Source organism: Gracilibacillus sp. JCM 18860 (assembly GCF_055395245.1).
Map to the genome: position 1 here is coordinate 2,254,588 of NZ_AP043868.1, position 19,924 is coordinate 2,274,511.

Below are 19,924 nucleotides of genomic sequence, written 5' to 3' on the forward strand. Positions count from 1 at the left end.
AATGGAGGTTATACGATGAAACTAGGTGTTTTTACCGTACTATTTTCAGAGATGAATTTAGAAGAAATGCTAGACCATGTAAAAGCAAAAGGGATTGATACAGTAGAGATTGGTTCTGGTGGATTTGTTGGGGATGCACACTGCAAACCAATCGAATTATTAGCAGATAATAAAAAGCTCGAAGCATTCAAGCAAGCTTTTGAGAAACGGAATATAAAGATTAGTGCATTAAGCTGTCATGGGAATCCTTTACACCCTAACAAGGAGGTGGCGAAAGACTTCCATGATAAATTTGTCGCGACAGTCAAGCTGGCGAATAAATTAAATATCGATACGGTTGTTACGTTTTCCGGCTGCCCTGGTGAATCCGAGCATTCTAAGAATCCCGTATGGATCACCTGTCCTTGGCCGACAGATTTTTCAAATGTAGTGGAATGGCAATGGAGAGAAAAGGTGATTCCTTACTGGAAGGAGCAAAATGAATTATTGAAGCAACATCATGTGCGAGTGGCGATTGAACCACATCCAGGTTTTGTTGTCTATAATAATGAAACAGCGATAAGGTTGCGAAAAGAGTGTGGAGGCCAAATTGGGGTGAATTTTGATCCTAGTCATTACTTCTGGCAAGGAATGAATCCTGCTCAAAGCATTAAACAAATAGGAGACGCGCTTTACCACTTTCATGCAAAGGATACCCAGATCGAGCCACGGAACACAGAACTAAATGGAGTGCTTGATACGAAAAGCTATAAGGATATTGCCAATCGTTCATGGGTCTTCCGCACCGTAGGTTATGGACATGATGAGCAAGTATGGCGTGATATTATTAGTGCCCTACAGGTTATTGGATATGATGGCGCTATTAGTATTGAACATGAGGATGGGCTGATGAGCATCGATGAGGGCTTCTCTAAGGCAGTTGTATTTCTTAAGGATATGCTGATTGATGAAGGTGCGAAGGAATTGTGGTGGGCTTAAATAGCAAGCTGAAGTAGAACAGATTTAGACGACCTACAGAACTTATCGTTACTGTAGATCGTCTTTATTTATTATAGCTTTTTTAAAACAAACTCTACCTCTTTTATAATAAGATCATCATCCGCTATACCCAGCCATTCAGGAGCTATTAGTTGAAATTTTTTCATTTGATAATAGTCCAAAATTGCCTGTTTCAGAGTCACATTATATCTAACCGAAAAGGATGGTTCAAACATTTTTCTTAATACACTATCGTCTTGAATCATGAACAGAATAGGGTTGATATTGTTAAAGATTCCTTTCTCTATACCGCTCTCGAAGAATGACGATAGTTTTGTATACCGCTTCTGTATGGCTGTCTGCCACCTTTCGTAGAGGTGATGATAATTGTCATGAAGATCCTCTAAAAATATATCTGTTACGAAAATTACTCCTTTTAACGAATGGTCAAATATTTTTTGGAATTTTTCTATATATTCATATTCATTTGAGTTATTCTTCTCCTCTTCTTCAGCAATATAGTCCATATAATATACAACAACTTTTTCGATAATTTCATCCCTAGAAGTGAAGTGTTTATATAATGTTGCTTTACTAACGTCCATATAGTTTGCAATGGTATCTGTTGTTAATTGGCTATATGGAGTTTTCCGTATGACTGGTTTTAATTTTTCAATTAATTGATCCGAGTTACTACTTTTTCTCATCTAGAAAAACCCTTTCGTTTGTTCTATTTTCATTATACCTTAGCAAAAAGAAATGTAAACTAAATAAACTAATATAACTATTTTAGTTTACTTTGTTCAATATATATTTTATACTGGATAGGAAATAACAAAGGAGGAGAGTTAAATGAAAACAATCTTAATAACTGGTTCTTCATCTGGTATAGGAAAGGCTACTGCTAAATATTTTGCAGAAAAAGGATGGAATGTGATTGCGACAATGCGAAATCCTGAAAAGGAGAAAGAGCTGACACAGGAAGAAAATGTCCTTGTAACAAAATTAGATGTTACCATTCCTGAAACGATTCATCATGCAATTGCTCAAGGCATCAGTGAATTTTCCTCGATCGATGTAGTTTTAAACAATGCGGGATATGCTGTATTTGGGCCTTTTGAATTCTCAACAGAGAAGCAAATTTATCATCAATTTCAAGTGAATGTTTTCGGAGTCATGAATACCATTAAAGCGATTCTTCCTCATTTCAAACAAAATCGCAATGGATTAATCATCAATGTTTCCTCAATTGCTGGGCAAATTAGTTTTCCACTTCTAAGTCTTTATCATGCTACCAAATGGTCCCTTGAAGGTTTTGCAGAATCCTTACAATATGAGCTCTCACAACATAATATCAAAATAAAAATGATAGAACCCGGTAATGTTGATACAGATTTTACTGGACGATCTTTAGTAACATTGCAACATGATTATAAGAATGATTATCAGGAGTACCAGGAAATAGTACTAAGTAAACAGCTGGAAAGCTTCGAAAATTATGCTTCAAAAGCTGACGATATCGCAGATGGCATATACCGTGTAGCTAATGACACTTCAGATCAGTTCCGCTATGCATTAGGAGACGATGCACAATTCATGCTTGAAAAAAGAAAAAGCAAACAGGATATAGAGTTTATTGACTTTATTCGAAAACAATTTGCATATTGAGAGAAGATTAAAATAGGAGGTTTCTCTTTTGGCTCATTGTGTGCTAAGAACGTTTCACACAATGAGCCCATTATTCTGCGCTTTCATAAGGTGAGCTTAAGCTTGTGTAACCTCGGAATCTGCTACTCGTACTATCCTTTCAAACTTTCTCAAACTAAAAAACATCACAATAAATGCAAAGATGCTCATACTGAAGAAAGGAATCAACCCTGGAACAAACCTAAGCATAAAATATAGAATAATAACCCCTGCCACCATACACACCGTATGGATCGGCTGAACAAATAGGAATAAAAATGCATTTTTAAACATTTGAACCATACTCCCATTAAAATGTACATATACCGGAAAAACGTAAAGACACATACAAGCAAATAAGATCGTAACAAGCAATAGGATATAATAGCTAAAACGAATGATTGGCTCGTTTACTACTTCTGCGATCGAAAGATTAATAAAAAGAAGCAAACCAGATAAAAACAGAATAGCTCCAATCACATTACTTCTGACAAACTCTTTCTTATAGGCAAACCAGAAATTTTTTGTAATGGGTATGTCACTATAGCCTGTTAGCCATTTTCGAACAATATAAAATAAAGCGGTTAATGCTGGAAAAAAGCCAAAGATAAATAGCCCTATGACAGTATAAAAAATGGCTAGTAGATTCAAATAAGCGAGCTTCATAATAAAATCCGCTAAACGATATATTCTTTCCATGCCACTTGATTCCAATAAGATTCCCTCCTACTCTTTCACCGATCCTAACGTAATTCCATGTATAAAATAACGCTGCAAGAATGGATAGACGACTAGTACTGGTATCATCGCAATAAATATTTTTGCAGCATCTAATGTTCGATTCGATAACTCACTCATTCGCTTATATTGATCCTCTGTCATCGTAGAAGGATCAACCGAAACAACTAATTGTTGAATATAAGTTTGTAATGGGTAAAACTCCTCTCTTGTCATAAAAATTAACCCGTACAGAAATTCATTCCAGTGATACACAATACTAAATAGCGAAACTGTTGCCAAAACCGGAATCGACAAAGGGATAAACAGTTTAAACAAAATATACCAAGGACCTGCCCCATCCACTAATGCCGCTTCTTCTAATGATTTAGGTAAATTTCTGAAGAAGTTAATGGTTAAAATAATATTAAAAACAATCGTTTGTGCTCCCCCTACTAACACCAATGCCCAAATACTATTCATTAAATTATATTCCTGAATCGTAATATATAGTGGAATGAGCCCTCCATTAAACAGCATCGTAAAAATAACGGTCCACATCAACACATTTCTACCTCTAAAATCCTTTACTGTTTTCGATAAAGGATAAGCCATTAATGGTACAATAATGAAATTCAATCCTGCGCCAAGCACTACCCGTTGTACCGAGATCCAAAAAGACTTAAAAAATTGACTATCCTGCAATAATTGTTTATAGGAATCAAAATTAAAATCCACCGGCCACAGGGCCACGGCTCCTGCAGCAGCAGCTGTCTTTGAGCTAAGTGACAGGGATAATGTATACCAAAGTGGCAAAATACATGTGATCGCAACGATCACTAGGATCGCTATTAAAATAGCATCTGTCATTTTGGAAGATAATGATTTACTCCGCAACATATGCTTATCCCTCCTTTAAAAGATTCGATAATTGGTAAACTTATAGGCTAAGAAATAGGAAAGACTGATTAAAATAAAGCCTGCCACAGATTTTAGTAGCCCTACAGCTGTCGCTAATTCATATTGTAAATTTAATAATCCAGCACGATACACCCATGTATCAATAATATCTCCCGTCGAATAGACGAGTGGATTATAAAGGTTAAATATCTGATCAAATCCTGCATTTAGCACATTTCCTAGACTTAATACAGCTAGTAAAACAGCAGTGGTTCGTATGCCAGGTAAGGTGACATGCCAGAGCATTCTAAATCTAGAAGCCCCATCAATTCCTGCTGCCTCATACAGGGCAGGATTAATTCCAGTTAGTGCAGCTAGATAAATTATTGTATTAAAGCCGAATTCCTTCCACACATCACTTCCTACTACTAGAAAAGGAAAGAGATCTGCTTGGGCAAAAAACAGAATTGGTTCGACACCAAATATACCAAGGAGCTGGTTAATCGGCCCCTGATAGGCAAATATATCTAGCAGCACACCACCTAAAATAACCCAGGAGAGAAAATGCGGTAGATAGACAATTGTCTGAATCGACCGCTTTAAGCCGATATAGCGTATCTCATTAAGCATTAACGCAAACACTAATGGCACAATTAAGTTTCCAATAATTTTCATGATGGCAATGATTATCGTATTATAAAAAACATTTAGTGTATCACTAAGTGTGAACATGTATTTAAAGGTTTCGAGTCCAATAAATTCTGATCCAAGAATCCCCTTGCCCGGGTTAAAATCCTGGAAGGCAATCACAATTCCAAACATCGGAACAATACTAAATAACACTAACCATAAGAGCCCAGGAGCCATCATCATATAGTAATGCTTCGCAAATCCTTTTGTCTTCATCACCCACACTCCTAAAAACTTTTAGATATAGATATCAGTTAAGGCGTCGATTAGCTTCGACGCCTTCTCTATTATTTACTGCGCAATTTCGGCTACTTCGTCGGTAATTTGCTCACCGCCTTGACTCTTCCAATTTTCCACAAACTGATCAAACGCATCTAGCGGTTCTGTACCAATAATAATTTTCATAAAGGTTTCTTCTTCGAGCTTTTTCAGGTTCACCCAACGATCTTCCATTGTTTTTGTTTGGGAATAAATTAAGCTCTTTACTCCTTTTATTTCTGTGTCCACTAGTGGTGCTGTCCCTACTAAAGCCGAATAGGCTCTAGTCCAATACCCCAAATTCGCATCAGGATCCCAATATTGAATATCCGTATTATCGTACGGCTCTAGCTTCACCTCATGGATCTGATCCACATCTGATTTTAATAGTTTATATGCCGGCATATTGTAATAATCCTCAGGTTCCTTCGTTCCGGCCAACACTTCTCTTAGCGCAATGGTAGTAACCTCCATTTCATCTGCTGGTGCATAAACTAGCCGTAGTGGATAATAGCCTGGCCCTCCAATACTTGGGTCAAATTCTGATTCATGTGCCAACAAATTATTTAATATTTTCATCGCTGCTTCTGGATGCTCATATCCTTTTCGCACGACGACATATTGTGTTGTTGTTGTGCTTAAGTGAGGAGTATATTCCCCATTTGCATCCAATGGTAGGGCATAGGACTGCCAATTAGCGTCTGGATTATTGGTAATAGCATCCGTAAGTGGACCATATGGCATCCAAAACGGACCGAAAAACATTCCAGTATTCCCACTAATAATCGATTCACCTGAATCCTCACGCACGCCCATTTCCGGGTCAATCAATCCTTCACTATACATATCCCGTAGAACAGCAAGAGCTTCCTTTGTTTCCGGTAATATCGAACCATAAACAGGTTGCCCATCATCTCCTTCTATCCAGTAACCTGGATAGGCGTGTAATGCAGAGAAGATGCCGTCAAAACCGTATAAATTGTTCGTTGATTCTAGAAAATTGGCATAGAGCTTATTGCTCGTATCCGGTCCCGCTAACCCAATCGTGTCATCACTTCCATTCCCATCTGGATCTTGTTCGACAAAAGCTTTGGCCACTGCCTTAAGATCCTCGACGGTCTTTGGCGGTTCTAATCCGAGCTTATCCAACCAATCCTTTCTTATCCACAGGTTATGAACACCATCTGCACCAGCCTGTGAATTTGGTATTGCCATGATTTTCCCATCAAAAGTGGCATTCTCCAATGCTACCCCTTCCGAGCTATCAATGATTTCCTTAATTGCAGGTGAAGCATAATTTTCATAAACCTTTGTTAAATCTGCTATCTGATCAGCCTCTACCATTTGCCTAAGCTCTACTGGCCCAACTACCATCGCATCAGGCAAATCATTACTTGCAATGGCCAAGCTTACCTTTTGATCGTAATTGGCAGGAGATGCTGTAAAGGCATGTTCCACATCAATATTTAAATGCTCCTTTACATGACGTGTATACTGATTATCTAATGGTGTGTCCCCATCCTGTAAGCTGGTGTCTGTTGGATCTACCTCCTGTCCAATCGCTATGGTAATCGGCTCTTCATATTTACCAAATGGATCCATATCTCCAGTTGTTCCTGGCTGCTCTCCAGACCCTTCTTCACTGCTACTTTCCTTGGAGTCACCGGTGCATGCTACTAAGAATAATGAAAGAAAAATAATGAAAACACCTAAGAACTTTCTCCTCATCTTGCCATCCCCTTTCTAACCTTTTTATTTTCACATCTATATCGTAGCATTTTTGTAAGCGTATTCAATCAGTGAAATGTTCCGAGATTATAGGGGGTAATTGTTCTATTCTTCATCGATGTCCTTTTTTGTGTTTAATTCCGAAACAATCGTCTCCTGTTTATCAAACAAATTTCCTCCTGCGTATTTTTTTCGATAAGCACTTGGTAGGAAACCGGTTGATTTTTTGAATACTTTGCTAAAATATTTGACATCGGTATAGCCTACTTTTTCAGCGACTGTGGCAACCTTCTCATTAGTATGCATGAAATAATCCATTGCCTGCTTCGTCCGTGCTAATCTTACATATTCATGAAAAGTTTCCCCCATCACTTGCTTAAAACAGACACTAAAATAACTTCTGCTCATATGAACCTTTTCTGCGACATCTGCTGCCGTTAGATTAGTAGAAAGTTGCTCATGAATGATCGAAACAGCCTCTAATATACTTGCGGTTGTTTCCTTTGAGACGGATGGCCTATACATTGCACGAAACATACTATCCTGTGCTTCATTAAACCATTCTTCCACCTCTACCCAGTAAGAGAAGTACTCTGGTAATTCTAATGGCTTCATCGTCAGAAGAGAATATATTTTTCGGCATTCCCCTAATCCGATCATGAGCAATTCATTCAACTTGTGACTTGTAAGTCGTAAATGTTGAAGTCTTGATAGAATGCTAGCTAGCACTTCCTCGTGAAACACCCATTGCATTGCTTTAGTATCATGAATTAGTTGCTCTATTTGTCGTTGCTTTTCTTCTTTGTTGTACTCCTGCATCCTCACTTTTTCCAACGGTATACATGTAATTGACTGGTCTGATATAGTTTCATAGAAAAGCAAACGATCCTTATGTCGTTGTAGCCATTGCCTTAAATCATCTAACTTATACTTTTTTTGTTCATCCAGCTCAATGATTAATAAATAATCCTTCCTATTCATTGAATACAGTCTATCTAGAAACCGTTCATCCTTAGACGGAACAAATAAGGCATCTGTTTCAAGATAGAAGAATTCCTTTTGCTTGCATGTATCCTTGATCATATTGACATAGCCTTCTAGATCACTTTCGCTGATCAGTATCCAGCCATTTCCTATTGATGATTCTGGGGGTATCGTTTTATTTGATTGCTCACTCTGTATACGATTATGAATTCTTTCCAATGTTTCATCCATACTATTCGTATCGAGCTCCACCTTCGCAATATAGTCAATCGCACCTAATCGCATCGCTTCTTGAATATATTCAAAATCCTGATGGAGGGACAATACGACAATAAAAACAGAGGGATACCATTGCTTTACCTTACGAATTAGTTCAATACCTGACATTATCGGCATCGCTAAATCAGTAATGATTAGATCTACCTTTTGTTCGCGTAAAAATTCCAATGCCTTCTCCCCATTTTTGCTATCTCCAACAATCTCCATATCAAACTTAGCCCAGTCGAACGCTGTGATCAGACTTTTTCTAACCAATTTATCATCTTCTACTAAAAGCACCTTGATCATGAAAATTCCTCCCCTATTGGTATAGTCAGCACAACATCTGTCCCATTGTTAGTACTACTGAAAATATCGATACTTGCACGCCCTTCATATGTCCGGTCCAATATTTGTTTAACATAATGTAGTCCAATGCCCATTCCCTTTTCTTTCTGCTGGTCCTTCTGCCAAATCCTTTGAATATCCTCCTCACTCATTCCTCGACCATTATCACTCACCTTTATCATCATATTATGAGGGTCATTCGTTATGGCAATTCGAATAGAACCATCATCCTCTAACCCATGATAGATAGAATTTTCGACAATTGGCTGTAGGATAAATCTAGGAACGGATGATTCTAGCAAGCTATCAGCTATGAATAGCTCTATTTTATAATCAAAATCATATCTAATTTGTTGGAGCTCTAGGTATTGCTTCACTGAATCAATCTCTTGATTTAAGGTGGAGGAGTTCCCTAGCTTCCCCATGTTATAATAAAGTAATTTATTTAATGCTGTTAATAAATGGGTCACCTCTTCTTTGTTACCGGCTACAGCCAACCATCTTGCTGTGTCTAATGTGTTCATGAGAAAATGTGGATTTATTTGATGCAATAGCTTCTCGACTTCTAAATCAGCACGGTTTCTTTCCTTTTGTTCAATCGCTTGGATCAAATTCGTTATTTGTTTTTTCATTTTACGAAAATGACTGAGCAAATCGACAAATTCGGGGATTTTTGTGCTAACTACTTCTGAGGCAAAATTATGGTTACTCATCAGCTTGATCTCACTGTTTAGTTGATGAAGTGGTCGGTAAAAAGTCTTCCATAGCAACAACCCAACAATTAAGCTAACCAATACGAATAGAATAGCCATATAGAGCATTAGGATCATCCACTCGTTAATCTCCTGTTTATACTGAGCAATAGAAATAAGGGATACCACACTCCAGCCACGATCGGTTGTTTGTTTGAACCAATAATAGCCGTTTCGTGTCCCATCCTCGTCCAAATGCTCTTCACGGAAAAATGGTGTTTGTAGTGGAAATTCCTCTTGCTCCTCACTGTAAATGACTTCATTTTGCTTGTTGAGAAGTAAATAGCTTGTATGATTGAGGACATTGTCTTTTTCTACTATATTTCTCGTTAAATCTAAATTTGACTCCATATATAAATAAACATGATTTTCATAATCCATATCTAACTGCCTTACTGTCGATAATACATACTTGTCATTGTATCTTTCCATGCTTACATGTGGACCGAAATTATCAATTTTATATCCTTTAATAAATAAAGGTTGATTGCGCAAATGAAATTCATCCTTGACCCCGTGACTATTAAATAAGTACTTGTTCTCTTTCTCTACATAAATAAGGGAAAGTCCAATATTTGGATTACTAAAGGTGATCAAATTCAACTCATTTTTAATATCTTCATAGAGTCTTGTTTTCTCAAGAGAATCCTCCATTTTGAGGTAGGTTTTTAATCGAAATTGGATATTTTCAGAGAAATCAATCTGTTGCGATACATAGTTCATATCATTGATCGTATTTTCGATAGTAAGACTAATTTGGTGTAAGTTACTGTTGAAGTTTGTATGAAGTTTATTCGTTAAAATGGTTGACATCGTGTGATAAGAAAATAGCACTGTAAACATTAAGGGTATAAATGTACTAATGGCAAATAGAATGGCAATTCTACTTTTCAAGCTTAAGGATTGTAAATCATTGCGTAATTTGTTTAATCTCTTCATTTATTCCACCTCTTAGGAAAGCGTTTTCATTAAAGAAGACACCAAGCTGTGGGGTTTCTTCTTCCCCACTAGTAACTGTGATAAAAAAAGCTATTGTTACTTTAGCACGGAACATGGTTCTTTTCAATATAGAAAAAGTGCGGGCTAGCCCTCTGAATTTTTGTTTCGTGGATGAATCTTAACGTGGTGGTTGGCTTATCCTTTTATCTTGGCCTTTTCCCTCCATAATTAAGAATCCCAGAAGTAGATAGTTACCTCTGGGATTACTGGTTCATCATTTATTTTCTGCTTCGAATTTTTTCATAAATGCAACGAATGCTTCTACACCTTCCACTGGCATTGCGTTATAGATACTTGCACGCATTCCACCAACAGAGCGGTGACCCTTTAATGTTTCTAGTCCTTCTGCTTGTGCCTCTTTGATAAACTTAGCATCTAAATCGTGATTCGGAATAACAAAAGGAATGTTCATAATAGAACGACTATCCTCTGCTACTGGAGATTGATAAAAATCGGATTGACTAATATAGTCATAGAGTATAGCTGCCTTTTTCTCATTTCGCTCTTGCATTGCTTTCAGTCCACCAAGCTCCTTCACCCATTCGAAAACTAGCTTTGCCATATAAATAGCAAATGTTGGTGGTGTATTATATAAAGAACCACTTTCACTATGTGTTTTATAGTCTAGCATTGTTGGGCAAATGTCCTTCGCATTTCCTATTAGATCTTCTCGGATTATAACCACCGTTAATCCCGCTGGACCAATATTTTTTTGTGCCCCAGCGTAAATTATACCAAATTGCGATACATCGATTTCTTCTGATAATATATTTGAAGACATATCCGCAACGAGTGGGACTTTTCCTGTATCAGGAATCTCTTGGAAGGCTGTTCCTTCAATCGTATTGTTCGTTGTAATGTGAACATAATCCGCATCTGGGTCTAATGTTGTTGGATCTATATTTGGAATATAGGTAAAGTTATCATCTTCAGAAGAAGCAATGACATTCACTTTACCGTATTTTTCTGCTTCCTTCATCGCCTTTTTGGACCAGGATCCTGTATGCACGAAATCCGCTTTGCCATTTTTCATCAGGTTAAGTGGCACCATGGCGAATTGCTGTGACGCACCACCTTGAATAAATAATACTTTATAATGGCTTGGAATATTCAATAATTCACGTAGTAGTGCTTCTGCCTCTGTTATGATTTCTGTGAACAAACCAGAACGATGGCTAAGCTCCATCACAGACATACCTGAATCGTTATAGCTTGGTAATTCCGCTTGTGCCTTTTCTAATACTTCTAATGGTAGCATTGATGGACCAGCAGAGAAGTTATATACTCTTTTCATCTAACCACACTCCTTGAAATGATTATAAATAGAAAGAGGTAAGGAATAACTCCTTACCCTTGCCCAGGCGAGCGGCTATCGATACTATGTGCTCCCTTACGGTTTTCCGCATCTCGCCAGTTACACATAGCCTTCATACTTTGTGATAATTTTAACAATATTTTGATAACTTTTCAATCCTAAATTCGCAAAGTTTGTTAACAATTTCGAGATATTTTGACGAAATATTGACTCGTTTCATGTAAATACATTCCTTCCACCCATCAAACTATGATAAAATTTATGAGGACATTTTTATCATGAGGATGACGCAAATGGATACGATTATTTTCGATGTAGATGATACATTATATGATCAATTACTACCATTTAAGAATACAGTAAAACAACAATTCCAGCAGGATTTCATTGATGCAGAGTTGGAGGCTCTTTATATCACTAGTAGAAAATATAGTGATGAAGTCTTTGAAAAACACATGAATGGGGAAATCACTGCTTTAGAGCTACAAACCTATCGTATAACAAAGGCATGTGAAGAGTTTGGATTAGCTATAAGCTATCAAGACGCTGTCAGTTTTCAACAAAAATACTTGCAAGAGCAAAAACAAATTACTTTATTTGAGGAATTAAAACAATTATTAGATCACCTTCTTTCACAAAAAAAACAGCTAGCGATTCTCACAAATGGAGAAGAAGCCCATCAAATGATGAAGGTAAAACAGCTAGGCTTATCTCATTGGATTCCAGCAACCCATATTTTTGTCTCAGGTGCAATTGGTCATTCAAAGCCTAGTAGGGAAGTCTTTCGATATATGGAAGACCAATTAAAGCTCAATAAAGAAAAAACAGTGTATATTGGGGATTCCTATGAAAATGATATTGTCGGGGCGAAGCAAATGGGATGGCAGGCAATTTGGATGAACCACCGAAAGCGGACGATCGATCTTCCTAAGTGGCAGCCTAATTACACGGCTTATCATCCAAAAGAATTAGTATCATGGTTTCTTAAGTGAGAGGTATATTCTATTCAGTTGGAGTGAACATCTGTGAAATCTAAAAAAGTTTTAGCGATATTATTTGCTGTAATGTTTCTAGTTATGGTCGGATTTGGGATTATTATTCCGGTTCTACCTTTTTATGCAGAGGAGTTAGGGGCATCTCCGCTGGAATTAGGCTTATTGATGTCTGTTTATTCTTTAATGCAATTTCTATTCTCACCAATGTGGGGGAGAATCTCTGATCGCATAGGGAGAAAGCCTGTTTTATTATTAGGGATCTCAGGTCTTGCTTTATCCTTTTTTCTAATGGCCTTTGCTTCCCATTTATGGATGCTATTTGCTGCTAGAATTATCGGTGGATTTCTTTCGGCTGCGAATATGCCTACTGTCATGGCATATGTGGCAGATATCACAACAGAAGAGAACCGCAGTAAAGGGATGGGGATTATCGGGGCCTCTGTTGGATTAGGGTTTATTTTTGGACCAGCGATTGGTGGTATTTTTTCAGAAAATAATCTTTCGACCCCATTTTTGTTAGCGGGAGGCTCTTCCCTTATTACCTTAATACTCGTTATGCTTGTGTTGAAGGAGTCACTGGATAAAGATCAAGCAGTCGAGCAACAAAGAAATCGACCTTCCTTCTTAAAGGCAATCAAGGATCCAACAGCACCGTTATTTATACTACAATGGTTTGTGTCGATTTCTCTTGCTGGTCTTGAGGCTACTTTTGCCTATTTTGCCGATGACAAAGCAGGATTAGGAACAACGGAGCTTGGCTATATTTTTATGATCATGGGCTTAGCTGGAGCCGTTGTACAAGGCGGACTTGTCGGTAAAATGACGAAAAAATTCGGGGAAGGCAATGTTATTCAAATCGGTATTATCGTTTCCACCATTGGCTTTGCGACAATTCTGTTAGTGAACAGCTTCTTAACGGCTGCTATCTTTTTAACGATTTTCGGAATTGGAAATGGCTTGATTCGCCCTGCCGTTTCTTCCTTACTAACGAAAAAGGCAAAATCAGGCTATGGACAGGTAACAGGTATGCTGTCTTCCTTTGATTCATTAGGTCGAATTATCGGGCCCTCCCTGGGCGGAATGCTATACGGACTAGCTATTTATTTGCCTTATGTTTCTGGAATTATCCTATCGATATTAGCATTAGGTATTTACTACTATTATGTGAAGCTTTAAAAGAAAACTGTCTATTCTGAATAAAATTTCTATCGACGGAAGGGTTAATTTATGCTATTCACCAAAAATCCGAAGTCGATAGCAATTTTTTGCCGTTTCTCCGAGCTGGTCGACAAGATTATAATTGGCATATGCACCTACGACCGCCCCAATACCTGGAATCATCTGAAATAATTTTACTAAATCAATATAATCACGATATTCCTGTTGGAAAACGCGCCAATCCACATCGACTAGCTTCTCCTTTTCTTCCTCCCAATGTTTGATAAAATAATATACCTCTCTTTTACGATCATCGTTTGCAAAGGCAAGTTGAAAAATGTGTAGCAAAAATAATCGCTCTTCATAATTTTTGGTATCATATCCATAGATAGAGGCTAATTCAAACAAAAGCTTCATTTTAATCGATAGCAGTAAGGGGAAATCAGCAAGTCCTAGAAGGATACCTCCTGCACCAGTACCCGCTCCTTCAATTGCTGCTGTTTTTCGATAAGAAGTGATTTTTTCTTCGACTAATTTTTCCTTTTCTTCCAATGAGTATAAGCTGCTAGGCTTTTTTGAAGTGGTAAAGTCAGATCCAACAAGGGTTGCCTTCACCATATGTTTGATAGCTTCTGTTATGACGGTGTGGGCTTTCTCTGGTATATAACTATTTATCTTGTTCTGAGCCTTTTTAGAAAGCCTCTGGACCATACTTTTGTTTCTAAGTATTTTTAGCTCCCATTCCATCATTTCTTGATATACTTTTTCTTCATAGTTATTCATGAATCAATCGCTCCATTCTTTGTTTACTTCTTATACGAAGGAATTTGAAAAAGGTTTCCTAATTATGCATGGATCCTAAGGAGGTGGAAAAAATAGCAATACACAATTATTTGAGGTGAAAACAGATGGAGGATTTACTGAAAGACCTATTACTCGTTGGATGGAGAGTCCTAACCATTTTGCCTTTATTACTCGTGATCACACTATTCATGGGTAAACGAGCAGTAGGGGAATTACCCGTTTTCGATTTCTTAGTTATTATAACCTTAGCATCTGTAGTTGGAGCAGATATCGCCGATCCTAATATTAACCATTTACCAACTATTTTTGCAATTATAGTAATCGCCCTATTGCAAAAAACGGTTGCCCATCTAAAAATAGCAAGTCAAAAGGTAGATCAAGTAGTAACATTTGAAGCAACGATTGTCATCCAAGATGGAATATTTTTAAATCAAAACTTAAAGAAAATAGGTTACACGGTTTCTAACATATTGGAAATGCTACGAAATAATGAAATATTCGACATAAGAGAAGTGGAGACAGCCATAATTGAAGCAAACGGTGAATTGAGTGTCTTAAAGGCAAAGTCTTCCCCATTACCTATTTCCTTTCCTGTTGTATTGGAAGGAAAAATCATGGAGGATGTTCTTCCTGCACTACATGTGGATAAGGAATGGTTAATAAAGAAATTGCATGAGTCTAATATTGAACAGCTAGAGGATGTATTCTTTGCTTCGATTAACCGCCAGAAGGATTTACATATTTCAAAATTCAATCAAGACCCCTTATTTGTACCACCAATTAAATAAGGGGGTCCCTTCACCCCATTGATGGAGAATGAAGGGATCTAATATCCTCTACTGTAATTTACAAGGTTGGTCGTCGGCTTACCTGTTTGGAGATAGGCCTTGAAATTAGGCAGAAAAATATCCCTGATCACACGTTCCGTATAATATTCTGTTGAACCTGCTGTATGTGGTGTAATAATCACATTTTCCATTTCCCAAAGTGGACTATCGACAGCTAATGGTTCTTCGACAAAAACATCAAGGCCTGCTCCTGCTATTTCGTTTTTTTCTAATGCTTGTATTAAATCAGCTTCTTTTATAATCGGCCCTCGACCAATATTAACAAGGAATGCGTTCTCTTTCATTAGTTTGAATTCCTTAGTGGTAAACATATCCTTCGTTTGTTCTGTTAAGGGAAGGGTGATCACCACATAGTCACACTGTGGTAATAATTTATCCAACTCCTTTGGTTTATACATTTGATCAACATATTCTGCTGACCTTCCAGAATAACGCATTCCTAGCACCTTCATTCCGAATGCCTTCGCTATTCTTGCCGTCTCTAATCCAATCGCACCAATACCAAGAATTCCTATTGTTTTTTCATGAATCTCTTTTCTTAAATTCGCATGCTCCCATTTCTTCAGCTGCTGTTGACGGACATAGGTATCTATTCTTCGAGTAAAGCCTAATAACATGGCAAAAATCGTCTCAGAAATAGGATAGGCATGGACACCATTCGCACTCGTTAGATGGATTCCCTTTGCTTTTAATTGTTCTAACGGAAGACGGTTGACACCTGCACTCCATGTTTGCACCCACCTTAACCTATTACTCTCTGATAAAATATCTCTTACTCCTTTTTTCCAATTCAACATAATCTCTGCTTGTAATAACTCTTCTGCTGACAAATCAGCACCAGCTATGACATTCCAATCTTGGGCATGATTCTGTATCCATTCTAGCTCCTTCTCCTTCAAATCGAGGTTTACTGCAATCGTTCGAATCGTCATAGATCCTCCTATTTTTAGTTAGTCATTTGAATATTCTTCCCACCTTATATTATAGATGATTATTAAAATAGATTCATTTTTCATGATGAAAAATCAAGGTGATAGAAGTATAAAAAGAGGGTATAGATAATAGACTTTAATTTTTTTGAAGGAGCAAGCAGCGATGAAGAAACGTCATAAATGGTATCAAAAAAGATCACTTCGGGTCCTCTTTGTGTTATCGATTATCTATATTAGTACTATTTTCTACCATCAACAGAAGCCTCTACCTAAGGGAATCAACTACAAAGGCAATATTCACCATTTGACCGATAGTGAGATAGAATTTTTGTATGATTTAACCTATCAAAAGAATGGAAAGGAAATACACGAACAAGAAATATTTGAACAAGTTTATCAAACGATCGAAAATGCGGAGGAATTTTTAATCCTTGATTTTTTCATGATGAATGAAACGTCGGCTATAGGAAGAGACTTCCCTCCTATTAGTCGCACCATTCGGCAAAAAATAATGAAACAGAAGGAAAAATACCCTGATCTAGAAATTATCTTTATTACAGATCCAATTAATACAACCTACGGATCTCATAAGGCTCAGCATATAGAGCCATTAAGTCAAATAGGTGCAGAAGTCATCTATACGGATTTAAATAGATTAAGAGATCCCAACCCGCTTTATTCTGGTTTTTGGCGAATGTTTGTCAAGTGGTTTGGTCAAGAAGGTACTGGCTGGATCACCAATCCATTTGGTAATAAGTCTCCAAATGTTACCGCACGTTCTTACTTAAAGCTATTAAATATTAAAGCAAACCATCGTAAAGTCGTTATTTCGGAGGACAATGGATTGATATTATCAGGTAATCCTCATGATGCGAGTGGCTTTCATTCTAATGTTGGCTTTAAAGTAAAAGGGGCTATCCTAAAAGACCTCATTGAGTCTGAGCAGGCAGTTGCCGCATTCTCTGGAGGGGATACCTCCTTATTTCCAACCGAAAAGGAATTAGACCCATTGCTTGAAACAACTACCCCATCAAAAAAAGATACTATTCAAGCACAAATTGTTACAGAGAAACAAACAGAGAAAAGGGTGATTCAAGCGATAAAGGACACAACAGCCGAAGATGAAATTTGGATTGGCATGTTTTATTTAGCAGACCGAACGATTATTGACTCACTAAAAGACGCTGCTGACCGTGGAGCATCGATTAGAATCATTCTTGATCCGAATCAAAATGCTTTTGGCCATGAAAAGGTAGGATTACCGAATATCCCTGTTGCTAGTGAATTACAGAATGATCATTCAGAAAATATTACGATTAGGTGGTATAACATCAACAAGGAGCAGTATCATTCTAAGATTTTTTATGTTCATGGTCAGGCCACGAGTGAGATAGTAGTCGGCTCTAGTAATTTCACTGCGAGAAATCTCAATAATTATAATTTAGAGAGTAACCTCTCGATCTCTTCGGCTAATCACCAGAAAGTAGTACAGGAGGTCGATCAATATTTTCGCAGAATTTGGAATAATGAGGATGCTGTCTATACTTTAGCGTATAAGGAATATGCCGATTCGATAAACATCGTACGAAAAATAGGCTATACCTTGCAAAAATTTACGATGTTTACTACTTATTAGAGCTAATTTCCTAAGCTACTTTTTCTCAGATTCACATATTTTTCCCCCCTCTACGAATAGACTAAATTATCGAAAAAGAATGGAGGGAGAGAATGTCCAATCATTTTCATAAAGAATGGAATCAACCTTCTCTAAAGGTTTTTGGTACGGGCATGTTACAAGTACGACCAGATGTAGCCGAATTGGAATTAGGAGTGGTAACAGAGGCAGCAGATGCGTTAACTGCACAGGAAGAGAATGCTATTATCATGAATCGGCTCTATCAGGCACTGCTGTCTATTCCTATTACTCAAGAAAATATCCAAACAATTGAGTATTCGATTTATCCCCAATACGATTATCAGGATGGGAATCCTGTCCTTAAAGGTTATCAGGTAACTAATAGGCTATCGATAAGAGTGACAGATTTAGCTCAGACCGGACTAATAATCGACACAGCCGTTCAAAATGGCGCAAATCATATTTCTAATATCGTTTTTACATTAAGTGATGATCATCGCTACTATCGACAAGCACTCCAACTCGCTATACAAAACGCTTATCAAAAAGCACAAACTATGACCCAAACTATTCGTGTGCAACTCTTTCCTGTCCCCTTCCACATTACCGAGCTCATGCCTAGTAGACCACAGCCCTTTCAAGCCTATAGTTTGAAAGCAAGCAATGCTGCTGCCCCAATCGAGCCTGGACAAATAGAAATAGAAGCAAATATAGAAATGAAATTCACCTACTATTACTAGCATTCAGCTCGTCTCTTTGACGAGCTTTTTTACATTTATATTGCAATTACCGAGGAAATGTTTAAATTCTTCCAATCACGGTAATGAGATGAACAGGAAGAACAAACCGATCAAAGGAGGTAATGAACATGAATGTAATGCGCGCAAAAGAGATTAAGGACGATCCAGTGATGAAGGATGTTCTTCATAATGGGCAATATGTTTATATTATCGATGTAGATGACGATACCCAAAATGTCTTAGTAAGATATACGAAACAATCGGATGAAGTATTTGAAGTAGACGTGACAGAGCTATACGAAGAAGAATAGGAGGTAAACAATGAATCCAAGAGATATGCAAAACGGATCTACACCGAGACAGAAGCAAGAGAGACAGCCAGGAATCGAATCACAGATGAATCCATTGCCTCATAAGCCATTGGATTATAAAGGTGTCGGTAGATTGAAGGGCAAAACGGCTCTCATTACTGGTGGGGACAGTGGAATTGGTCGTGCAGTTGCGATTGTTTATGCAAAGGAAGGAGCCAATCTTGCCATCTCTTATTTTGATGAAGATAATGATGCCGAAGAGACCAAAAAGCTAGTCGAAAGAGAGGGTGTGAAGTGCTTACTCTTGCCTGGGGATATTAAAGATCCCGAACACTGTGTACATCTTGTCGAGAAGACGGTAGACGAATTTGGACAACTAAATATTCTTGTGAATAATGCCGCCATTCAATATATCAAAGAAGATGTATTAGACATTTCGAATGAACAAATGGAAGAGGTATTCCGTACAAATTTCTTCTCACAGTTCTATTTAACGAAAGCTGCAGTAAAACATATGAGAGCTGGTGATTCCATCATTAGTACTTCGTCAATAAATGCCTATAAAGGGAATGGAATACTCATGGATTATTCCGCAACAAAAGGAGCCATCACAGCATTTACCCGTAGTATTGCTCAGAGCTTAGCCAAAAAAGGGATCCGAGCAAATTCCGTTGCACCAGGACCTGTATGGACACCACTTATCCCTGCATCGTTTGATGGAGATGCGGTAGAGGAATTTGGTCAGGATGGTTTAATGGGACGACCTGGTCAACCATCAGAGCATGCATGGCCGTATGTGATGCTAGCTTCCGACGAGTCCTCTTATATGACAGGACAGGCTATTCATATTAATGGAGGATCATGGACTTCCTCTTAAGCGAAAGAAG

At 37.7% G+C, this 19,924-nt stretch carries 20 protein-coding genes and 1 riboswitch; of the genes, 9 read left to right on the plus strand and 11 right to left on the minus strand.

The annotated features are described in order from the left end of the window. The first annotated feature begins 15 nt into the window (after positions 1-15). Positions 16-978: a sugar phosphate isomerase/epimerase family protein gene (locus ACZ5R4_RS11305; protein ID WP_109983168.1), complete on the plus strand. Its 963-nt coding sequence runs from the start codon at positions 16-18 to the stop codon at positions 976-978. 71 nt (positions 979-1,049) lie between these two features. On the opposite strand, the gene ACZ5R4_RS11310 is transcribed toward ACZ5R4_RS11305, so the two are convergent. Next, entirely contained in the window at positions 1,050-1,685 is a 636-nt protein-coding gene (locus ACZ5R4_RS11310; RefSeq protein WP_054860123.1) for a TetR family transcriptional regulator, read from the minus strand. A 145-nt stretch (positions 1,686-1,830) separates the two neighbouring features. On the opposite strand from ACZ5R4_RS11310, the gene ACZ5R4_RS11315 reads away from it, so the two are divergent. After that, entirely contained in the window at positions 1,831-2,646 is an 816-nt protein-coding gene (locus ACZ5R4_RS11315; RefSeq protein ID WP_054860122.1) for an SDR family NAD(P)-dependent oxidoreductase, read from the plus strand. Between the two features lie 96 nt (positions 2,647-2,742). Here ACZ5R4_RS11315 and ACZ5R4_RS11320 read toward each other — a convergent pair whose 3' ends face one another. The 8 genes from ACZ5R4_RS11320 to serC form a co-directional block, all read right to left on the minus strand. Continuing rightward, a complete protein-coding gene (locus tag ACZ5R4_RS11320) occupies positions 2,743-3,378 on the minus strand; it encodes a YesL family protein (RefSeq protein WP_109983171.1) in 636 nt (211 codons plus the stop codon). A gap of 12 nt (positions 3,379-3,390) precedes the next feature. Beyond that, positions 3,391-4,281, minus strand: coding sequence for a carbohydrate ABC transporter permease (locus ACZ5R4_RS11325; RefSeq protein WP_109983172.1), 891 nt, complete (start codon positions 4,279-4,281; stop codon positions 3,391-3,393). Positions 4,282-4,296: 15 nt separating this feature from the next. Beyond that, positions 4,297-5,187: an ABC transporter permease gene (locus ACZ5R4_RS11330; RefSeq protein WP_109983173.1), complete on the minus strand. Its 891-nt coding sequence runs from the start codon at positions 5,185-5,187 to the stop codon at positions 4,297-4,299. Positions 5,188-5,262: 75 nt separating this feature from the next. After that, on the minus strand, positions 5,263-6,957 hold the full coding sequence (locus ACZ5R4_RS11335) for an extracellular solute-binding protein (protein ID WP_054788313.1): 1,695 nt from the start codon (positions 6,955-6,957) through the stop codon (positions 5,263-5,265). Positions 6,958-7,062: 105 nt separating this feature from the next. Continuing rightward, complete coding sequence (locus tag ACZ5R4_RS11340) at positions 7,063-8,508, minus strand: response regulator transcription factor (RefSeq protein ID WP_109983174.1); 1,446 nt, start codon at positions 8,506-8,508, stop codon at positions 7,063-7,065. Continuing rightward, positions 8,505-10,238 carry a sensor histidine kinase gene (locus ACZ5R4_RS11345; protein ID WP_109983175.1) on the minus strand — a complete coding sequence of 578 codons (1,734 nt, stop codon included), beginning with the start codon at positions 10,236-10,238 and terminating at the stop codon, positions 8,505-8,507. Before ACZ5R4_RS11345 ends, ACZ5R4_RS11340 begins: the two co-directional genes overlap by 4 nt. Beyond that, positions 10,210-10,365, minus strand: coding sequence for a hypothetical protein (locus ACZ5R4_RS11350; RefSeq protein WP_277678406.1), 156 nt, complete (start codon positions 10,363-10,365; stop codon positions 10,210-10,212). Before ACZ5R4_RS11350 ends, ACZ5R4_RS11345 begins: the two co-directional genes overlap by 29 nt. A gap of 147 nt (positions 10,366-10,512) precedes the next feature. Further along, positions 10,513-11,592, minus strand: coding sequence for a 3-phosphoserine/phosphohydroxythreonine transaminase (gene serC, locus ACZ5R4_RS11355; protein ID WP_464367318.1), 1,080 nt, complete (start codon positions 11,590-11,592; stop codon positions 10,513-10,515). Between the two features lie 54 nt (positions 11,593-11,646). Beyond that, positions 11,647-11,726, minus strand: a riboswitch (ZMP/ZTP riboswitch). A gap of 180 nt (positions 11,727-11,906) precedes the next feature. Between serC and ACZ5R4_RS11360 the strand changes: the two genes are divergently transcribed. Together ACZ5R4_RS11360 and ACZ5R4_RS11365 are read left to right on the plus strand one after the other, a co-directional pair. Continuing rightward, complete coding sequence (locus tag ACZ5R4_RS11360) at positions 11,907-12,605, plus strand: HAD family hydrolase (RefSeq protein WP_109983177.1); 699 nt, start codon at positions 11,907-11,909, stop codon at positions 12,603-12,605. Positions 12,606-12,638: 33 nt separating this feature from the next. Then, a complete protein-coding gene (locus ACZ5R4_RS11365) occupies positions 12,639-13,784 on the plus strand; it encodes an MFS transporter (RefSeq protein WP_464367319.1) in 1,146 nt (381 codons plus the stop codon). Positions 13,785-13,838: 54 nt separating this feature from the next. On the opposite strand, the gene ACZ5R4_RS11370 is transcribed toward ACZ5R4_RS11365, so the two are convergent. Further along, the gene (locus tag ACZ5R4_RS11370; protein WP_054860114.1) at positions 13,839-14,549 is read right to left on the minus strand and encodes an EcsC family protein; all 711 of its coding nucleotides are present in this window, start codon (positions 14,547-14,549) and stop codon (positions 13,839-13,841) included. A 125-nt stretch (positions 14,550-14,674) separates the two neighbouring features. Here ACZ5R4_RS11370 and ACZ5R4_RS11375 point away from each other — a divergent pair, with 125 nt between their 5' ends. Beyond that, complete coding sequence (locus ACZ5R4_RS11375; RefSeq protein WP_464367320.1) at positions 14,675-15,358, plus strand: DUF421 domain-containing protein; 684 nt, start codon at positions 14,675-14,677, stop codon at positions 15,356-15,358. A gap of 38 nt (positions 15,359-15,396) precedes the next feature. Here ACZ5R4_RS11375 and ACZ5R4_RS11380 read toward each other — a convergent pair whose 3' ends face one another. Beyond that, a complete protein-coding gene (locus ACZ5R4_RS11380; protein WP_054860113.1) occupies positions 15,397-16,350 on the minus strand; it encodes a D-2-hydroxyacid dehydrogenase in 954 nt (317 codons plus the stop codon). Positions 16,351-16,513: 163 nt separating this feature from the next. Between ACZ5R4_RS11380 and ACZ5R4_RS11385 the strand changes: the two genes are divergently transcribed. From ACZ5R4_RS11385 to ACZ5R4_RS11400, 4 genes are all read left to right on the plus strand, one after another. Further along, positions 16,514-17,986, plus strand: a complete 1,473-nt coding sequence (locus ACZ5R4_RS11385) for a phospholipase D family protein (RefSeq protein WP_464367321.1) — start codon at positions 16,514-16,516, stop codon at positions 17,984-17,986. A gap of 92 nt (positions 17,987-18,078) precedes the next feature. Further along, positions 18,079-18,726: an SIMPL domain-containing protein gene (locus ACZ5R4_RS11390; protein WP_464367322.1), complete on the plus strand. Its 648-nt coding sequence runs from the start codon at positions 18,079-18,081 to the stop codon at positions 18,724-18,726. A 128-nt stretch (positions 18,727-18,854) separates the two neighbouring features. Continuing rightward, complete coding sequence (locus tag ACZ5R4_RS11395) at positions 18,855-19,037, plus strand: small, acid-soluble spore protein, H family (protein ID WP_054788108.1); 183 nt, start codon at positions 18,855-18,857, stop codon at positions 19,035-19,037. A 10-nt stretch (positions 19,038-19,047) separates the two neighbouring features. Further along, positions 19,048-19,914 carry an SDR family oxidoreductase gene (locus tag ACZ5R4_RS11400; RefSeq protein WP_464367323.1) on the plus strand — a complete coding sequence of 289 codons (867 nt, stop codon included), beginning with the start codon at positions 19,048-19,050 and terminating at the stop codon, positions 19,912-19,914. Positions 19,915-19,924: the final 10 nt, after the last annotated feature.

Bases quoted from the DNA above. Each gene is read 5' to 3' on its own strand.
- ACZ5R4_RS11305 (WP_109983168.1), top strand. From the start codon at position 16: ATGAAACTAGGTGTTTTTACCGTACTATTTTCAGAGATGAATTTAGAA.
- ACZ5R4_RS11380 (WP_054860113.1), bottom strand. From the start codon at position 16,350: ATGACGATTCGAACGATTGCAGTAAACCTCGATTTGAAGGAGAAGGAG.
- ACZ5R4_RS11360 (WP_109983177.1), top strand. From the start codon at position 11,907: ATGGATACGATTATTTTCGATGTAGATGATACATTATATGATCAATTA.
- ACZ5R4_RS11335 (WP_054788313.1), bottom strand. From the start codon at position 6,957: ATGAGGAGAAAGTTCTTAGGTGTTTTCATTATTTTTCTTTCATTATTC.
- ACZ5R4_RS11340 (WP_109983174.1), bottom strand. From the start codon at position 8,508: ATGATCAAGGTGCTTTTAGTAGAAGATGATAAATTGGTTAGAAAAAGT.
- ACZ5R4_RS11395 (WP_054788108.1), top strand. From the start codon at position 18,855: ATGAATGTAATGCGCGCAAAAGAGATTAAGGACGATCCAGTGATGAAG.
- ACZ5R4_RS11390 (WP_464367322.1), top strand. From the start codon at position 18,079: ATGTCCAATCATTTTCATAAAGAATGGAATCAACCTTCTCTAAAGGTT.
- ACZ5R4_RS11385 (WP_464367321.1), top strand. From the start codon at position 16,514: ATGAAGAAACGTCATAAATGGTATCAAAAAAGATCACTTCGGGTCCTC.
- ACZ5R4_RS11330 (WP_109983173.1), bottom strand. From the start codon at position 5,187: ATGAAGACAAAAGGATTTGCGAAGCATTACTATATGATGATGGCTCCT.
- ACZ5R4_RS11315 (WP_054860122.1), top strand. From the start codon at position 1,831: ATGAAAACAATCTTAATAACTGGTTCTTCATCTGGTATAGGAAAGGCT.
- serC (WP_464367318.1), bottom strand. From the start codon at position 11,592: ATGAAAAGAGTATATAACTTCTCTGCTGGTCCATCAATGCTACCATTA.
- ACZ5R4_RS11325 (WP_109983172.1), bottom strand. From the start codon at position 4,281: ATGTTGCGGAGTAAATCATTATCTTCCAAAATGACAGATGCTATTTTA.
- ACZ5R4_RS11400 (WP_464367323.1), top strand. From the start codon at position 19,048: ATGAATCCAAGAGATATGCAAAACGGATCTACACCGAGACAGAAGCAA.
- ACZ5R4_RS11345 (WP_109983175.1), bottom strand. From the start codon at position 10,238: ATGAAGAGATTAAACAAATTACGCAATGATTTACAATCCTTAAGCTTG.
- ACZ5R4_RS11310 (WP_054860123.1), bottom strand. From the start codon at position 1,685: ATGAGAAAAAGTAGTAACTCGGATCAATTAATTGAAAAATTAAAACCA.
- ACZ5R4_RS11370 (WP_054860114.1), bottom strand. From the start codon at position 14,549: ATGAATAACTATGAAGAAAAAGTATATCAAGAAATGATGGAATGGGAG.
- ACZ5R4_RS11375 (WP_464367320.1), top strand. From the start codon at position 14,675: ATGGAGGATTTACTGAAAGACCTATTACTCGTTGGATGGAGAGTCCTA.